Origin of the sequence: Hyphomicrobium sp. D-2, assembly GCF_029872155.1 — a bacterium.
GTDB lineage: Bacteria > Pseudomonadota > Alphaproteobacteria > Rhizobiales > Hyphomicrobiaceae > Hyphomicrobium_A.
Genome location: NZ_JARXLA010000001.1, coordinates 273334 through 289077, shown reverse-complemented (window position 1 = coordinate 289077; position 15744 = coordinate 273334). Strand labels below are relative to the sequence as shown.

Here is a 15744-nt window from a genome sequence, read left to right as displayed (position 1 = left end):
AGCAACGGGGGAGGTTCGCATGCGCCTGTTGATCGCCGGATGGCAAGGTCAGGTAGCGCGCGCTCTCGTTGAAATGGCCCCGGCATGCCCTGACGTCAGCGCCTGTGCGGTTGGGCGCGCCGCGCTGGACATCTGCGAAGCCCGTTCCATTGAACGCGCGCTGTCCGGCATCTCGCCAACGGTCATCATCAACTCCGCCGCCTACACCGCCGTCGATGCCGCTGAAACGGAAGTCGAGCGCGCCTATGCGCTCAATCGCGACGGCGCGCGCATGCTGGCTGAAGCGGCCGCGCGGCGCGGCATCCCCATCATCCACATGTCCACCGACTACGTGTTCGATGGCAACAAAGCGTCACCCTACGCTGAAGACGACGCAACCAATCCCGCAACCGTGTTCGGCCATTCGAAGCTGGAAGGCGAAGAAGCGGTGCGCGCGGCAAACCCGCATCACATCATTCTGCGCACCTCATGGGTGTTCAGCCCCGGCGGGCGCAACTTCGTCAAATCGATGCTCGCGCAGGCAACGAAGCGCGAGCATATCCGCGTCGTTGCCGATCAGCGCGGTAGCCCCAGTTATGCGCCGCATCTGGTCGCCGCCATTCTCGAACTCGCGCGCCAGGTGTCAGCTCCAGAAGCCGGCAGCGCTGATGCGCAAGCGATGTGGGGCACGTATCACGCAGCCAACTCCGGCTCGACGACATGGCACGGCTTCGCTGAAGAGATTTTCCGCCGTTCGGCCGCGCTGAGCGGGCCGCGCGCGGACGTTGAAGCGATAGCCAGCCTTGATTATCCAACACCGGCCCAGCGCCCTGCCAACGCGGTGCTGGACTGCTCAAAACTGGAAGCCACATTTGGCCTGCGTCTGCCGCCGTGGCAGCAGGCCGTTGGCGAATGCGTCGAGCGGATTCTTCAGGACTGACCGGCCCAGCGGCCGCTCTGCGTCTGCGATTCTATCGCATTCCGATGCGACGCAGCAGCGTCGGCCACGCACCGCATTCCACGGCAGGTCGAACAATTTCCGGCTGCGCCAACCGCTCAGCTTCAAGGCTGACGCCCGATCGCGCCGGTGCAGTCCAGCGCTCGATCAGCGAGAACAGGTTGTGGCGGTCGAGGATGCCAGCGCGCGCCACCCGTATCGCATCCAGCCGCTCACCCCACGGGTCCTTGGCCAGCACGTTGGTGATCAGACGCAGGATCGCCGGGCGGTCTTCCAGCGAAGGTAGCGGTACCAGCGCCTTCTTGGGAAAATAGTCGATGACGTTGCTGCAGCCGGCGAACAGAGGCAGCGTGAAGCCAAGGTAAGCGTCGGCCAATCGCTCGGTCCAGCAATGGTCGAGTTCGCTATCTTCCAGCACCAGATGATAGCGATAGGGCAGGATCGCGGAGGCGGTGTCCTGCAACGGCATGAAGCCGTCGCCGAAAATATCGACGTCATCGGCGAAGTGCAGCCGCAGTTGCGCCAGCAGCGCCTGCCGTGCCCGCTCGCGTTTCTTGTCCGGCATCGGGCTGCTGATCAGCGACATGCGCTTGGCCTTCGGCTCGGGCACCGCCATTGCGCGCAGCACCGACAGATCGGCCCGCACGTTCGCGCCGTCCTCGCCCACGCGCACACCAATGCGCCACGGCTTGGCTGGCTGGCTCGCCACCCAGCGCCCCGAAAAGCTTCGGATCGACTGCGGCGACGCCACCACGCCGAACTGGTTGATGAAGCCGGCGCGGTGTTTGCGGCCGATGGGCGGCGTATGGGCAAAGAGGATGCGACGCTCTTTCGGCAGGTCGGTCTCGATCGGCTCCGCCAGATCATCGAACACAACCAGCCAGTTCGAACGGTCACTCAGTTGCAGCCGCACAGACATGCCGCCGTGGCGTCCGGCTGCATCATCGGTCTGACGCAGCCAGGGCCACGCCTGTCGGGCAAGAAAGGCGACGTCCCGGCCATCGCTGCCGTTCGTTGCTTTCGGCGCAGCAATTGCGTCTCGAACCAAGCCGTCCCCCATCCGTGCGCGCGGCACACCGCCGATCGCCGGAGCCAGGGCTCATCAAGAGGCCGCAGCTATGTCGAAGCGATCGCGCTTTGGCTTTTATGGCTGATTCACACGCAAGTGAGGATCATCACGCGGCTTGCGGCGCATGGCCGACGAATGGGAACCGTATCCGCTTGGCGTCGGGGGAGGCTTGCAGGAAAACGAGAACCGTTGTGCCGGCTTTTTTGCGACGGGTGGTTCGCAGGAGGCGCCTGGTCGCACACCATCTCAACCGCCCGAACAAGCGGGAGAAGCCGTAAGGCCATGATATATATGTGGGAAAAGTGGTAGCGGAACCCGGACTTGAACCGGGGACCTACGGATTATGATTCCGCCGCTCTAACCAACTGAGCTATCCCGCCACTTGAGATCGCGTCTATAGGGACGCAGATGCTCTACTGTCAAGAACGGGGACGCATAAAATCTGCGCCCCAGCCCCAAATTCTTCGGATCGACCGATTATTCCGCTGCCACGGCAGGCTTGGCCGAGCCGTCATTCTTGACGAAGCGCAGCATCGTGAACAGGCCAAGCGGACGCAGAGCCTTGCGATCCGTCAGTTCGAGATCGTCACAAACTTGCACTCGAGAAAGATCGAACACCGAGCGCCAGCCGATCTTGTCGGCAAACGGGGCCATGCGGCGCTCAACCCAGCCGCGCACGCCCTCGGTCTGGCTGAAATGGTTGACCAGCAGCACCTGCCCGCCGGGCTTCGTCACGCGCGAAAGCTCGCGCATCACAGCCTCTGGCTCCGGCACAACGGTCATGACGTACATCGCCACCACGGTATCGAACGAACCGTCCGGGAATTTCAGATCCGAAGCGTCCATCTCGTGCAGGCCGGTCACGTGATCGAGGCTTTCCTCGGCAACGCGCTCGCGGGCCTTCTCAAGCATTTCTGGCGACAGATCGATGCCGACTACTTCCAGATTCTTTTTATAGTCCGGCAGCGAAAGCCCTGTGCCGACCCCAACCTCAAGCACCCGGCCGCTGCTCTCATTGATCACCGATACCGCATGCCGGCGGCCCTGCTTCGCGACCACACCAAAGGTGTAATCGTAAACCGGCGCCCAGCGGCGATAAGCATCCAACACCGCGCTTTCGTCGATGCGGCCGATGCCAACGATGCGGCCCTGCGAGCGTTCCAACATGGCCGGCTGGCGGCGGTAATCGGTCTGCGACATTGATTTCATTGGGTGTCGCTCCTTACGTCGCGACCCAAGCCTCTCAAATGAGATTATCCATCCAAGCCTGCGCGGCTTAACTCAGGTGCCCGCGCCGCCTCAACCTGCTTGGCAACAGTCTTTGCGATGAAACCACCGCCTAGCAGCCGGCCGAGGTCATCGCCACTCGTGTAGAATACGCACGCCTGCCCTACCGCGACACCGTCTTCACCGTCATCAAGCACAACTGTCACTGCGCCATCGGCATCAGCAAACAGACGGGCAGCTTGCGGCGGCTGGGTGGAGCGTACCCGCGCAAAGATTGGCAAACCTTCAGCCGCCACCTCTGCCAGCGGGGCATCCCCCAACCAGTTAACATTTCTAAGGAGAAGACTTTGCGTGCGCAAGCAGTCACGAGGCCCCACGACCACTTCATTTGTCTCAGCGTCTAAACGAATGACATAAAGTGGCTCCGGACCAGTGATTCCGAGACCTTTGCGCTGCCCTACCGTGAAGTTGATAATTCCAGAATGGGTGCCGAGCTTGCGCCCGTCGGCATGCACGATGTCGCCCGGCTTCACCGCATCCGGCTTCAGACGCTCAACAATGCCGGTGTAACGCCCGGTCGGAACGAAGCAAATATCCTGACTGTCAGCCTTCTCTGCCACCGTCAGGTTGTAACGACGCGCCAGATCACGCACCTCAGCCTTGGGCAGGCCACCTAGCGGAAACCAAAGGAAATCAAGCTGTTCCTGCGTCGTCGTGAATAGAAAATAGCTCTGGTCGCGGTCGGCATCGACAGCCCGCACCAGTTCAGGCCCATTCGGTCCCTCGCGGCGCTGGATATAATGACCGGTGGCCAGCGCATCAGCGCCGAGATCCCTGGCGGTCTCCAGAAGATCGCGAAACTTGATCTGCTGATTGCAAGCGACGCACGGGATCGGCGTCTCACCCGCTGCATAGCTCTCGGCAAAGCTGTCGATCACCGCCGCGCTGAAACGTCGCTCATAGTTTAGAACGTAGTGCGGAATGCCCAACGCATCGGCCACACGGCGTGCGTCGTGGATATCCTGACCGGCGCAACAGCTACCTTTTCGGCCGGTAGCGGCGCCGTGGTCGTAAAGTTGAAGGGTTATTCCGATAACGTCATGCCCTTGGTCACGCATAAGCGCAGCAACGACGGACGAATCAACGCCGCCCGACATGGCAACAACCACGCGTTTGCGCTCTTCGGCCGTTGGGCCGGAAGGCGAGGCGCGAAAGGCGCCGGAAGGGACGTTCTCGTTCACGTGTTGGGCACCGGCCATTCGTTAGTTCATTGCTGGGATTTGGCGCTTAAGTATGGCGAGCGCGCGCCCGGCCCGTCGAAGTGCCTGGAGCGCAAACCTTACGGCTTGAGCGGCCAGAAACGCAAGCTGAAGCCGCTGGCTCCTGTTGGCGCAGACAGCCGTTGCGTAAACCTTAACAGAACCCCCTGGGGGCGGGGTCGATTGATTTATGTTACGTTTACTCAAGAACTTAGCCCGACCTTAATCCTGTTGGGCTATAACCCTTAGCTGGTCAGCGAGTGTGTAATGAGTATCATGACCGAGCAACAGATGAGAGCGCGGGTACGCTACGTTATCGGGCCGGATGGAAGCCCGCTAACGATTGCCGATCTACCGCCCAAAGACACGAAACGTTGGGTAATCCGCCGCAAGGCTGAGGTGGTTGCTGCTGTTCGCGGCGGTCTGCTCAGCATTGAGGAAGCCTGCGATCGATACAAGTTGACCGTCGACGAGTTTCTGTCGTGGCAGCGATCGATCGACAAGCACGGGCTACCGGGGCTCCGCGCTACGAAAGTTCAGGACTATCGCGACTAAACATCGCGGGCGGCCAGCACTGGCCGCCCTCCTGCGCTTTGGAAAGCTGTTTCCCAACAACCCCTTGCCGCCTTCCTACCAGCCTACGACACCCGTAGCGCCGCAGCCGGTAGCGCCTGCTCCCCAGCGGCGTGCATCGGCGTCCATTGCCGCTGCCAGCAATTCCGAAAGCTTCAGGTTTTCGGTGACGACGGTCGTCCCGCCAGTTCTGCTATCAGCTTCTATGACCACACGGTAAGCGCGCAAACCCTTGGGATTGTCGGCGTTGCGATCGCGTTCGTGAACGACGATCACCGCGCGGCCACCCTTGCTCGGCGGCTCGGCGTCGGCGTGATAAACATAATTGGCCTTCAAGGCCCCCGACGGACCAAACCAGCATCCCAGGGCGCCGCGGGCGATCCGCTCATAGATTTCCGTCGGCCTGCCCTCAATCGAAATGGGATGCAACTGAGGTTGTGGCGGCGGCTCCGATTGAGCCTGCTGAGGCGGAGGCGGAGCGGCCCCCTGTGAATCCAAGGCCGCGGCGGCACCTTCTGATAGCGGCGGGATAGTCGGCAGCGACGGCGGGTTCGCGCTTGTACAGCCAGTGCATACTAAGACCAGCCCAACGGCAGACAGCACCAATCCGATCCGGCCTGCACCCGTGGCCCGACCCAATGTTGTTTCAGACACTTTGTGTGCTGATCGCCGCATCTGCCCCTTTAGCCATCTCGAAATACTGACTCGGTGCATCGGCACCGCCGAGGATGAGCCGGTTTGCATGGCGGGGCCCCGGAACACAAGTCCAAGCAGCTTGGCGCTTACATCCGGCTGGGGGCAACCATGGAAACTTGCCTCGCCGCTACAGCGCCTGGTGCCAGCGAACTGCCGATCCAATAGAGCCTACGCGATGGCCCGTCGATCAAATGGGCCAGATCGGTACGGCCAAAAAACAGCAAAGCCGGGCGCTTGGCTGCTACCCGGCTTTGCTCAAAACAATAGATTTGGGCCGTTATCGCTTCAGCGGAGGGCCGTTGCAGCGGAACGATCCGCCCGGCGGCGATTGCGGAGTTGATCCTGGCTGGCTGTATCAGCGCGAGCCGCCTGCTCGAGAGCCTCGTCACGCTCACGAAGCGCGATCTCAAGCTTGGCCTTGAGGCCATCAGCCGACGCAATGAGGTTATCGCGGCGCTGGCTCGCAGACTTGGCAAACGTCGAATAGTTGAAATGGGACGGATCGCGGACGCCGGTCCGCTCTTCTTCCGCCTTGATCTGACGGTCGAGATCGCTCGCCATGCCGTCAAATTCGCGGATCATGTGCTCAAGATCGGCAACCTTCCGCGCTTTTTCGTCGGCTGCGAAGCGCTTCAGTCTCAGCGCCGATTCACGTGCTTTCATTGTTCGATACCCCGGACAAATTCGAACTGTGCGGCATCACTAACAAGAAGCGTGCCAGCCCCACCTACAAACTCCCGCTTTGAGCTCAGATTTCCTTGGGCCTGAAGGCCTGGGGTGTCGCCAGCGGGAAGGCGCACAATCTTCACACCGAATATGACATCTGGCCATTAAGTTGCGGTAAAGCAACGCGAACATCAATCTATTCGATACTACGCCCTTTGGGGCCAAAAAATGGCCAATCGGACCTAGGCCGCCAGAACGAATTAAGTTACCTCTTGATTCGTAAGGAGTTGGGTCCGCTCAGTGCATCCTAGTTATTAAGACCTACAATCAGGTCTGAACCTCAGGTGGCACCGATCCGAACTCAAAAGCCGTCATCCACCAGCAACGACTGAATGCTTGCGCTGCAGCATGACTATTTCGGCCATGCACCCTGTTCTATTTCCAGACTTTTCATATTTCAAAAGGTCACGGAAAACGGCGTCTGGCAGGCAGGTAAACAGAGTTGGTTGGAGTGTTGGGATGCGGAGAAAGACTTAATTAGGATTTGTTAACTTTCGGCGGGTAATTTCCTAACAGTGGGTTAGCTTGAAAAGATGCGGGCGCTCTTTTCGGCTAATGGGGCAGCGGCGCGGACGAAGAGGAACGATCATGAGAGTTCTTTTGATCGAGGACGACAGTGCGACAGCACAGAGCATCGAACTGATGCTCCAATCCGAGGAGTTCAACTGTTATACGACCGACCTCGGTGAAGAAGGTGTCGACCTCGGAAAACTGTACGACTACGACATTATTCTGCTGGATCTCGGCCTTCCGGACATGAGCGGCTACGAGGTCCTCAAGACCTTGCGCGTCGCCAAAGTCGGTACGCCGATCCTCATCCTTTCCGGCCATGCCGGCATTGAGGACAAGGTCCGCGGTCTCGGCTTCGGCGCCGACGACTACATGACCAAGCCATTCCATAAAGATGAGCTGGTTGCGCGCATTCACGCCATTGTTCGGCGCTCGAAGGGCCATGCGCAGTCGGTCATCGAGACCGGCGATCTGCGGGTCAACCTCGACACCAAGACGGTCGATGTGAATGGCCAGCGCGTGCATCTGACCGGCAAGGAATATCAGATGCTTGAGCTGCTCTCGCTGCGCAAGGGCACCACGCTGACGAAGGAGATGTTCCTGAACCATCTCTACGGCGGCATGGACGAGCCGGAACTGAAGATCATCGACGTGTTCATCTGCAAGCTGCGCAAGAAGCTGCAGGCGGCAACGGGCGGTCAGCACTACATCGAAACGGTCTGGGGGCGCGGTTATGTGCTCCGCGATCCGAGCGACGAAGGCGCGGTTACAACGGCCGCTTAATGCCCACCTTTTGTTCCGCGTCAGCACCACTTTATCGGGGGCCTTTTCGGCCCCCGATTTCGTTCATAGTCTGTTAATAAATATTAATAGAAATTTAAATTATTTTTAACGATTGCAGGCGCCGTAGATGGGACTTCATTGCCCTACCATTTGCTGTGACAACCGCGATCCAATTAATCCCCGAAAACTCTGCGGATGTTTTTCTACGCACGCACGCTCACGGAGTTTTGCCGTAGCGCCCGTAGAGCCAGAGCGCCCCTAGGAACAGGATCGATCCGACCACCGCCGAGACCACGTCGCGCAGCGATATCGAGATCGTCTCCAGGCCGGGCAGAATGTTGAACAGGCGGAACAGGAAGCCGCCGACCAGCGCACCGATCAGGCCGATGCCGAGATTGGTCCACCAGCCGAACCCTTCCCGCTGCCAGCGCACGGCAATGCCGGCAAGTGTGCCGCCGAGCAGACCAATGATGAGCCAGACGATGATTTGAGACCAGTTGAGGAGCATGACCGTTTCTCGCTGACATACAGGTTTTTGCAACGCTGGATGCCATGCTAGCGCGCCCGCGTTACTTTCAAGCGTATGGCGATTGCCCGAACCTTTAAGTGCTCTTCACCCTGGAACCAGCGTAAGCAAACCGCTAAAGCGCGACCTCGGATGCGACGAAACCTGACGAACAGAGAGGGCCGATGAAGCTTCGGCGGATAGCGAGCGGCGGCCGATTGCGTATTGAGCTGGAAGCGCCACAAGGCTGGGTGAGCATTACGGATGCTGTTGCAGCTTCAGGTTTGGCGAATGGCAGTCGCCAAGCACTCCTGATCGAACGCGCCCACGACGACACCATCACATTGCTGGCGCTGCCGCTGGAGCTACGTGCTCGCATCGAAGAAGCAGCGCGCAACATTGCGCCAAGCGCGAATGCAGACACGGCGGCAGCGTGTGGACTGCCTTTCACACCGCGCTCGTTCCGCGATTTTATGTTGTATGAGGCACATGCAATCGATGCGGCACGCGGTTTTGTCCGGGGCTTCATGCCTGCGGCCGCGCGCATCGCTTCCGTCTATGAGGCCGTTACCCGCCGGACGTTCCCACCGCTGCGCCCAAGCGCGCTGTGGTATCGCCAGCCGATCTATTACATGGGTAACCACCTCACCATCGCGACCGATGGCGATGACATTGCGATACCGCGCTACACCAACGCGCTGGATTACGAACTGGAGCTGGGCTTTGTGCTGGCGCATCCTCTGCGCGACGCGACACCGGAAACGGCAGAAGCTGCCATCGGCGGCTTCGTGGTGCTGAACGATTTTTCTGCCCGCGACGTGCAGCTTGCCGAGATGCGATCGGGCTTCGGTCCGCAGAAAGCGAAGCACTTTGCCAGCGCCATTTCCGCCGTGGTTGTAAGCGCCGATGAAATTCTGCCCCGCTGGCGTGAACTGCGCGCCAGCGTATCCATCAACGGCCGGCCGGTTACAGAGTGCGCAACTCGAGACGCACGCTGGTCTCTGGGTGAAGCGCTGGCCCACGCAAGCGCCGGCGAACAGCTTCATCCGGGCGAATTGTTCGGAACCGGGACGCTGCCCGGCGGCAGCGGTATCGAAGCGGGACAACTGCTGACGCGCGGCGATACGGTAACGCTCACCATCGACGGCATCGGCACGCTGAGCAATCAGATAACTTAGACCATGATCGCTTCGAGCCCTATCAGTTCGAAGCGTGAATCATCGGTCGCAACAGGAGGCTGGAGCCACATCGCTATTTTGGCGATCGTGAACGCTCCAGGGTCAATCATCCATGCAGGTCATCGATCTGTCGAAGCCGATCCAGTTCAACAGCGGTGACCCGCGCTTCATGCAGGTGAAGATCCGCCACAAGCGGCACAGCGCGGCCAAGTTGCTTGTGCGCCTGCTGGGCCTGCCGAAGCGGCTTATGCCGCGCGATTTCACCGGCTGGGCCGATGACACGATCACAAAAATGGGTGTGCATTCGACAACGCACATCGATGCACCGTGGCACTACGGGCCGATGTCCGCAGGGGCGCCTGCGCAAACCATCGACGAGATGCCTTTGGAAAAATGCATCGGCCCCGGCGTGGTGCTTGACCTGACGCACAAGGCCGACGATGACGCGATTACGCCTGCCGACCTTGAAGCGGCGCTGGCGAAAACCGGCGCACAATTGGACGCGCGCACCATCGTGCTGATCCGCACCGGCCGCGACAAACTGATGGGCACGAAGGAGTTCTGGCAGCGCGGCACCGGCATGAGCGCCGAAGCGACGGAATGGCTACTGGATCGCGGCCCGACGGTGATGGGCATCGACCAGTGGGGATGGGATCTGCCGTTCCGCGCCCAGATCGCGCGCTCCAAAGCCACCAACGATGACACGCTGTTCTGGGAAGCGCATCGCGTCGGCCAGCGGCGGCCGTATTGGCACATGGAGCAGCTCACCAATCTCGGAGCACTACCGCCGCATGGCTTTGAGGTGATGGTGTTTCCGCTGAAGATCGTCGGCGCGTCAGCGGCGCCCGCGCGCATCGTCGCCGTCATCCGCTGAACGACGCGAACAAACGCGGCGACGAGTTTAAGGTTTCATCAGCCAGAAAATTAGCGACAGCACGGCGCTGACGATGAGGCCTGTCATCAGCGGGATGTAAATGCGGGTGTTGCCGCGCTCGATAACGAAGTCGCCCGGCAGGCGGCCGAGCCCCATTCTCTCGCCCAGCATCCAGACGAGGCCGACACCGACCAACAGCACTCCGACGACGAGCAACAGCTTACCCATGGCAATCACATCGGCATCGCGCCGTCGTTAGACAAGGTGCGCCGCACCGCATCGTGCCAGCGGGCGATGATGCGCTGACGCTCCGGCGCATCCATCTGCGGCTCGAAGCGGCGATCCAATGCCCAGCGTGTGGCAAATTCCTCCGGCGCCGGATAAAAGCCCGCTTGCAGTCCCGCCAGATAGGCCGCCCCCAGCGCCGTTGTTTCAAGCGCAGTTGGGCGATCCACCGGAATATCGAGGATGTCGGCGAGACGCTGCATAGTCCAGTTGCACGCGGCCATGCCACCGTCAGCGCGCAGCACCGCACCGGACACCTCCGGGCAATCGCCGCGCATCGCCCGCAGCAGATCATACGTTTGCAGACAGACCGATTGCAGTGCGGCGCGCGCAAGTTCGTTTGGGCCAGTGTTGCGGGTAAGCCCGAACAGAGCGCCGCGACAGTCCGGGTCCCAATAGGGCGCGCCAAGACCAACGAAGGCGGGCACGAGCGTTACATCCTGATTGGCATCGGCTGCTGCTGCCATCGGTCCGCTGTCCGACGCATGGGCGATGATCTTCAAGCCGTCACGCAGCCACTGCACCGCTGCACCCGCAATGAAGATCGAGCCTTCCAGCGCATAGGTGCGCACGCCATCAAGCTGATAGGCGACAGTGCTGAGCAGACGATTGCGCGAGGCGATGCACGTTTGCCCCGTGTTCAGCACCGCAAAACAGCCGGTGCCATAGGTGGATTTGAGCATGCCTGGCATGAAGCATGCCTGCCCAATCGTCGCCGCCTGCTGATCGCCCGCCATGCCGCCGATGCGGATCGGCGCGCCAAAGATCTCCGGATCGGTACTGCCGAAATCGCACGCGTTGTCTTTCACCTCCGGCAGCAACGCACGCGGTACGTTGAAAATAGCAAGCAGTTCGTCGGACCATTCACCGGTTCGGATATCGAGCAGAGCGGTGCGTGACGCGTTGGTGATGTCGGTGGCGTGCTGACGCCCACCGGTAAGCCGCCAGAGCAGGAAACTGTCGATGGTGCCGAACGCGAGTTCGCCGTTCTCGGCCCGCTGGCGCGCACCCGCAACGTGATCGAGAATCCACGCGATCTTGGTGGCGGAAAAATATGGATCGAGCACGAGGCCAGTGCGTTCGCGGACGATTTCGCCGTGCCCTGCTACACTTAAAGCTTCGCATTGCTCCGCGGTGCGCCTGTCCTGCCAGACGATCGCGTTGTAGATCGCGCGTCCCGTAGCACGTTCCCACACAACGGTTGTTTCGCGCTGGTTGGATATGCCGATGCTGACAATGTTGCGCGCGCCGCCCGCCGTCGCGACTGCCGTGCGTGCTGCGGCTAACGTCGTTGCCCAGATTTCCTCCGGGTCATGCTCAACCCAGCCGGAATTGGGAAAATGTTGCTTAAATTCATGCTGAGCAATGCCGCTGATGCGGTAGTCGGCATCAACCAATAACGCCCGCGATGACGTTGTCCCCTGATCGATCGCCAGCACATAGCGTGCCATTCACCCTCTCCCGGTTTTAATGCCGCACCGTGGTCACTCTATTTGTGGACATGGATCGACAGATACTGCACGCACCTGTAGTCAACCTCGTCCCCACCCCTGCACAACTTCACCGGAGCGAAGCCCCGCATGAGCGCACCGACGCAAAGTGAACCGCAGCCCGGACGATCTTACCTCGATGCGCTAACGGTCTACCTAAGGCCGAGCGTGCTCGTCATCATGCTGCTGGGCTTTTCATCCGGTTTGCCACTGGCGCTTTCAGGCGAAACGCTCCGTGTATGGATGGCCGACAGCGGCGTCGATCTTGGAACGATCGGCCTGCTGTCGCTCGCGGGCCTTCCGTACACGCTGAAGTTCCTGTGGGCGCCGGTTGTCGATGCCTGGCAGGTGCCATTTCTTTCGCGCCATTTCGGACGGCGGCGCGCATGGCTGATCGCTTCGCAGCTGGTGCTGATGGCGGCCATTGTTTTTCTCGGCACGCGCGATCCCATTTCAGCGCCGTGGATGATCGGCCTTGGCGCGGTGATCGTGGCGATGGCGTCGGCGACGCAGGATATCGTGGTCGATGCCTATCGCGTGCAGGCGCTGCCAACGGACGAGCAGGCGGCGGGCATGGCGGGATACGTCGCCGCCTACCGCATCGGCATGCTGGCGTCCGGCGCGGGCGTGATTGGCTTCAGCGCGTGGTTGGAAACGCAGGGCATCCCAACTGCATCCGTTTGGCCGCTGGCCTATGCAGGCGCAGCGCTGCTGGTGCTGGTCGGCCTGTTCGGCTCGATCGTCGCGCGCGAACCGCAGTCGGCGCGGGATCTCGCGGCGGCGGAGCAGGACAAGGAAGGCAGCCCGATCTATCGCCTGTTCGAGACGGCGAAAGGCGCGTTCGCCGACTTCCTGACCAGCGATGCAGCGCTGGCGGTGCTGGCGTTCGTCATCCTGTTCAAGCTGTGCGATGCGCTTGCGGGCACGATGACAGCGCCGTTCGTATTGTCACTGGGATATTCGAAGGCGACCTACGCCGCGATCGTAAAGGGTGTCGGCCTCGCGGCGCTGCTGGCTGGCGGCTTTGCGGGCGGCGCTGTTGCCCGCGCGCTGCCGCTTTCCACCGCGCTGTGGATCGCTGCGTTCCTGCAGATGGCATCGAACCTTGTGTTCGTGTGGCTGGGCTATCAGACGCCCAGTGCCGGCGCGCTCACGGTCGCAATCGTCGTCGAGAATTTCGCCGGTGCGATCGGAACGGTGATCTTCGTCGCGTATCTGTCAGCGCTGTGCCGCAACCCGCTGCACACCGCCACACAGTATGCGCTGCTAACCGCGCTGGCATCGACGGGCCGCACGTTCTTTGCGTCCGGCACCGGCTATATGGTCAAGCTGCTGGACTGGCCGTTGTTCTTCATCGCGACATCGCTGACGGCACTGCCAGCGCTGGCCCTGCTTGTCTGGCTGCAACGGCGCGGACACTTCCGCTCGCTGGAGAATGACCGCGGCAGCTAGCTTTTTCGGCGCTGGCGACTCCGCTTCGCGGAGCCAACCGCCAGCGCTGTCTGGCGCACCTTTCCGGGGAAGCCGGCCACCGAGGCTGTTTTGCTGCGCTCGGCGACTCCCCCTGCGGAGAGCCGGCCGCCGAGCGCCGACCGATCAGAAAGCCAGCAGCCGCGCAAGTTCAATGCGCGCTGCGATTACGAGCAAGAGCAGCGCGCTGCCCGACTACGCTAAGCGCACCTCCGGAAGCTGGCGTGGTTCCCGACCTGCGTCGGGATGACGTTGAGGGAGGCGTGCGCGTTATGAAAATGCAAAAGGCCCGCGGGATGCATCCCGCGGGCCTTTTTAACCGGTAACTGGCTGGCTGATTGCTGGCTGACCGGGAAGGCCCAGCCGATTACTCGGCGTTGCCTTCAACCTTGTCGGAGGAATCCGCCTGCAGCATGCCGTAGTTCTGAACGCCGATGTTCTTCATCAGGTCGAGCTGCGTTTCGATGAAGTCGATGTGACCTTCTTCGTCGGCCAGCAGCTCATCGAAGATGTCCATCGAGACATAGTCCCGATGCTGACGGCACAGCTCGCGCGCCTTGGCATAGAATTCCTGGGCGATGTACTCACCCTTCAGATCGCACTCCAGAACTTCTTTCAGGTTCTCGCCGATCATCAGCGGCGCGATTTCCTGCATCTTCGGGAAACCTTCGAGGAAGAGAATGCGCGTGATCAGCTTGTCCGCGTGACGCATCTCTTCAATCGATTCCTCGCGCTCCTTCTTGGCGAGCTTGGTGTATCCCCAATCGTCGAGGCGACGGTAATGCAGCCAATATTGACTGACCGCGCCAAGCTCCAGCTTCAGCGCGAAATTCAACGCGTCGATAACTTCCTTATTGCCCTTCATGGCTGCCCCTCTCCGTGCCTTACAGCGTAGTGATCGGATGGCTGAGTGGATGCGGGCTGACCGCGACGCAACTCAGACGCAGGCCCCGAAAGGGCCGCGGGCAGATACTGGTTGGTAAATTAGAAAGATTCCAGTCTAAAAACGCTCTCAGGCGATTTTACGAACCAAATCTTTGGAATCGCTAACAACAAAGTCGAGGGGTTCGATGTGCGCAACCGGGCTGGCCTTGGCACGACGGGCGGTGAAGGCAAGCAGCTTGCTGCGGGTGGTGGCGCTGAGCGTGGGCGAAATTAGCCCTTTCTTTTCAAGCTCATCGACCTTGTTATAGATCGTATCGACAGCCAACGGCGCGCAGCCGCAGCAGTTCATCCGCTTCGACAGATGGCGAAATACGATACCCGGTGTGGGAATAGGTGCATCCGGCGCGTTCAGGATCTCGACGAGCGCGTTCTCGATGTCGAGATCGGTGATCACCGTGCAGGAACAGACAATCATCTCACGTTTCCTCGCGCGCATTATTATTAGGGCTGCGCGTGCCTTAAATATGGAAACTCCCATTCCACATTTGAAGGGCGGGAAGCGTATGTCAAGCGAACTTACGACGCAGGATTAACGCACGGCGGGACGGTTCAGCCGCCCCGCGCAAGCTGCGGAAAATCAGCCGAGAAGCCGCGACGGCGCCGACTGCTGGGTGCGCCGCGTGCGAGTAGCCGCCGTGGCGCCACGGGCGGCAGAGCCTTTGCCCGTACGTCCACCGGGCTCACCGCCAACCGGGCTATGGGTTCCGTGGACCATATCCTCAAGCGTGTGCTGGTCGAGAACGGCCACGAAAGCATCCAGCGCGTTGTCAACGATGCGGTGCAGATCGGCCTCGCCGACCTCCTCACGCTCGCTGCCCATACCCTCAATGGCGCGCACAACCTCGCCAATGCTGATCTTGACCGCCGGACGCGCCAGCTTCACGCCGCCATGGCGGCCGCGGGCGGAGACCAGGAACCCGGCCTTCGACAGCAAATGCACGATTTTGAACGCATTTTGCTGGGTGATGTCCAGACGGCTGGCAATGTCGGCCACCTTGATGAGACGACCTTCTGCCTTGGCGCAATCAACCAGGATGCGGACGGCGTGGCTCGTGGATTTGTTGAGTCGCATGCGTTCTACAGTCTCGTACCTGTCGAATAGGTTTGGATACAATGACCCGGCGATATTGGTAATCTCCGAGGCATAATAACAGCGACATGCTGGCCTCCGCAGAGAAAATACTCAAGCACGAAAAGATGTTGAACATATTTGTGTA

Annotated in this window: 17 protein-coding genes and 1 tRNA gene; 6 read left to right on the top strand and 12 right to left on the bottom strand. The window is 60.7% G+C overall.

What is annotated here, in order from left to right:
• Positions 1-19 precede the first annotated feature (19 nt).
• On the top strand, positions 20-919 hold the full coding sequence (rfbD, locus tag QEZ49_RS01365; RefSeq protein WP_280383485.1) for a dTDP-4-dehydrorhamnose reductase: 900 nt from the start codon (positions 20-22) through the stop codon (positions 917-919).
• Between the two features lie 31 nt (positions 920-950).
• On the opposite strand, the gene QEZ49_RS01360 is transcribed toward rfbD, so the two are convergent.
• The 4 genes from QEZ49_RS01360 to mnmA all read right to left on the bottom strand — a co-directional run bounded on the left by QEZ49_RS01360 (position 951) and on the right by mnmA (position 4492).
• Entirely contained in the window at positions 951-1985 is a 1035-nt protein-coding gene (locus QEZ49_RS01360) for a hypothetical protein (protein ID WP_280383483.1), read from the bottom strand.
• A gap of 324 nt (positions 1986-2309) precedes the next feature.
• Positions 2310-2386, bottom strand: a tRNA-Met gene (locus tag QEZ49_RS01355).
• A gap of 97 nt (positions 2387-2483) precedes the next feature.
• Positions 2484-3215 (bottom strand): class I SAM-dependent methyltransferase, encoded by a 732-nt coding sequence (locus tag QEZ49_RS01350; RefSeq protein WP_280383481.1) that lies wholly within the window; start codon positions 3213-3215, stop codon positions 2484-2486.
• 44 nt (positions 3216-3259) lie between these two features.
• Entirely contained in the window at positions 3260-4492 is a 1233-nt protein-coding gene (mnmA, locus tag QEZ49_RS01345) for a tRNA 2-thiouridine(34) synthase MnmA (protein ID WP_280383479.1), read from the bottom strand.
• Between the two features lie 276 nt (positions 4493-4768).
• On the opposite strand from mnmA, the gene QEZ49_RS01340 reads away from it, so the two are divergent.
• A complete protein-coding gene (locus tag QEZ49_RS01340; protein WP_068465360.1) occupies positions 4769-5047 on the top strand; it encodes a DUF1153 domain-containing protein in 279 nt (92 codons plus the stop codon).
• Positions 5048-5122: 75 nt separating this feature from the next.
• Here QEZ49_RS01340 and QEZ49_RS01335 read toward each other — a convergent pair whose 3' ends face one another.
• Together QEZ49_RS01335 and QEZ49_RS01330 are read right to left on the bottom strand one after the other, a co-directional pair.
• On the bottom strand, positions 5123-5494 hold the full coding sequence (locus QEZ49_RS01335) for a hypothetical protein (protein ID WP_280383477.1): 372 nt from the start codon (positions 5492-5494) through the stop codon (positions 5123-5125).
• 552 nt (positions 5495-6046) lie between these two features.
• A complete protein-coding gene (locus QEZ49_RS01330; RefSeq protein ID WP_280383475.1) occupies positions 6047-6424 on the bottom strand; it encodes a flagellar export protein FliJ in 378 nt (125 codons plus the stop codon).
• 651 nt (positions 6425-7075) lie between these two features.
• Here QEZ49_RS01330 and QEZ49_RS01325 point away from each other — a divergent pair.
• A complete protein-coding gene (locus tag QEZ49_RS01325; protein WP_280383473.1) occupies positions 7076-7780 on the top strand; it encodes a response regulator transcription factor CtrA in 705 nt (234 codons plus the stop codon).
• Positions 7781-7997: 217 nt separating this feature from the next.
• On the opposite strand, the gene QEZ49_RS01320 is transcribed toward QEZ49_RS01325, so the two are convergent.
• Positions 7998-8288: a GlsB/YeaQ/YmgE family stress response membrane protein gene (locus QEZ49_RS01320; RefSeq protein ID WP_280383472.1), complete on the bottom strand. Its 291-nt coding sequence runs from the start codon at positions 8286-8288 to the stop codon at positions 7998-8000.
• A 182-nt stretch (positions 8289-8470) separates the two neighbouring features.
• On the opposite strand from QEZ49_RS01320, the gene QEZ49_RS01315 reads away from it, so the two are divergent.
• Positions 8471-9463, top strand: a complete 993-nt coding sequence (locus QEZ49_RS01315; protein WP_280383470.1) for a fumarylacetoacetate hydrolase family protein — start codon at positions 8471-8473, stop codon at positions 9461-9463.
• 112 nt (positions 9464-9575) lie between these two features.
• Positions 9576-10337: a cyclase family protein gene (locus QEZ49_RS01310; protein ID WP_280383468.1), complete on the top strand. Its 762-nt coding sequence runs from the start codon at positions 9576-9578 to the stop codon at positions 10335-10337.
• 27 nt (positions 10338-10364) lie between these two features.
• Here QEZ49_RS01310 and QEZ49_RS01305 read toward each other — a convergent pair whose 3' ends face one another.
• Together QEZ49_RS01305 and glpK are read right to left on the bottom strand one after the other, a co-directional pair.
• Entirely contained in the window at positions 10365-10565 is a 201-nt protein-coding gene (locus QEZ49_RS01305; protein WP_280383466.1) for a DUF2905 domain-containing protein, read from the bottom strand.
• A gap of 5 nt (positions 10566-10570) precedes the next feature.
• Positions 10571-12073, bottom strand: coding sequence for a glycerol kinase GlpK (gene glpK, locus QEZ49_RS01300; protein WP_280383464.1), 1503 nt, complete (start codon positions 12071-12073; stop codon positions 10571-10573).
• A 129-nt stretch (positions 12074-12202) separates the two neighbouring features.
• Here glpK and QEZ49_RS01295 point away from each other — a divergent pair, with 129 nt between their 5' ends.
• Positions 12203-13564, top strand: a complete 1362-nt coding sequence (locus QEZ49_RS01295) for an MFS transporter (protein ID WP_280383463.1) — start codon at positions 12203-12205, stop codon at positions 13562-13564.
• Positions 13565-13949: 385 nt separating this feature from the next.
• On the opposite strand, the gene bfr is transcribed toward QEZ49_RS01295, so the two are convergent.
• From bfr to QEZ49_RS01280, 3 genes are all read right to left on the bottom strand, one after another.
• Positions 13950-14447 (bottom strand): bacterioferritin, encoded by a 498-nt coding sequence (bfr, locus tag QEZ49_RS01290; protein ID WP_280383461.1) that lies wholly within the window; start codon positions 14445-14447, stop codon positions 13950-13952.
• A 147-nt stretch (positions 14448-14594) separates the two neighbouring features.
• The gene (locus tag QEZ49_RS01285; RefSeq protein ID WP_280383459.1) at positions 14595-14921 is read right to left on the bottom strand and encodes a hypothetical protein; all 327 of its coding nucleotides are present in this window, start codon (positions 14919-14921) and stop codon (positions 14595-14597) included.
• A gap of 183 nt (positions 14922-15104) precedes the next feature.
• Positions 15105-15599 (bottom strand): Rrf2 family transcriptional regulator, encoded by a 495-nt coding sequence (locus QEZ49_RS01280; RefSeq protein WP_280383456.1) that lies wholly within the window; start codon positions 15597-15599, stop codon positions 15105-15107.
• Positions 15600-15744: the final 145 nt, after the last annotated feature.